The following is a 605-nucleotide window of genomic DNA, read 5'->3' as shown; positions in this document are numbered from 1 at the left end:
GTCCCGCAGGTCCTGATACTTCCCGAATTGCCGAAAAATTGCGGGGATTGGTGCCGTGCGTCCCTATCCGGCCAAACCATAAACTAAGATATCTAATTTATTGACTACAGCGATGCATTTCTCTACCAAGATAGAAGTCTAAGTTTTTTGTGCGGGCGGGCTGCCTGTGCCGGGAACGTGGTCAGTCACATCTAGCCCGTTAGAGTGGCGGGTGCATATCTGGGAGGAGAACGCATGAAACTATCGGCTTTAATCGCGGCACTGGGGATTGCCGTGTCGTCAAGCGCGGCGACAGCGGAACCGGTGAACCTGACCTTGTCGGGCGGTAACCCCGGCGGGCTGTGGTCGCTACTTGGCGCGGGCATCGACCGCGCGGCGAAGGCGGATGACGGCGACTCGGTGGTCACTTATCAGGCCACCGGTGGTGGCTTTGCCAATATCGGCCTGCTGGGCGCCAATCGCACCGACCTGGGCCTGCTGCACGACGCCGAGGCCAAGATCGCCCTGGAGGGCGGCGAGCCCTTCAACGCGCCTATCGAGAACATGCGCGCCATCGGCTACATGTATAACTGGGCGCCCATGCATTTCTTCGTGGAGCGCGGCAT

At 59.7% G+C, this 605-nt stretch carries 1 protein-coding gene; it reads left to right on the top strand.

The window, feature by feature from the left end; translation table 11 throughout:
• Positions 1-234: 234 nt before the first annotated feature.
• The coding region (locus A3728_RS12795) for a TAXI family TRAP transporter solute-binding subunit (RefSeq protein ID WP_330220276.1) at positions 235-605 on the top strand (371 nt) is incomplete at its 3' end.

Source organism: Sulfitobacter sp. HI0040, assembly GCF_001634885.1.
In the GTDB taxonomy this organism is placed as follows: Bacteria; Pseudomonadota; Alphaproteobacteria; order Rhodobacterales; family Rhodobacteraceae; genus Sulfitobacter.
The sequence above is the reverse complement of the archived record's forward strand: the minus strand, read 5'-3'. Positions and strand labels throughout refer to the sequence as shown.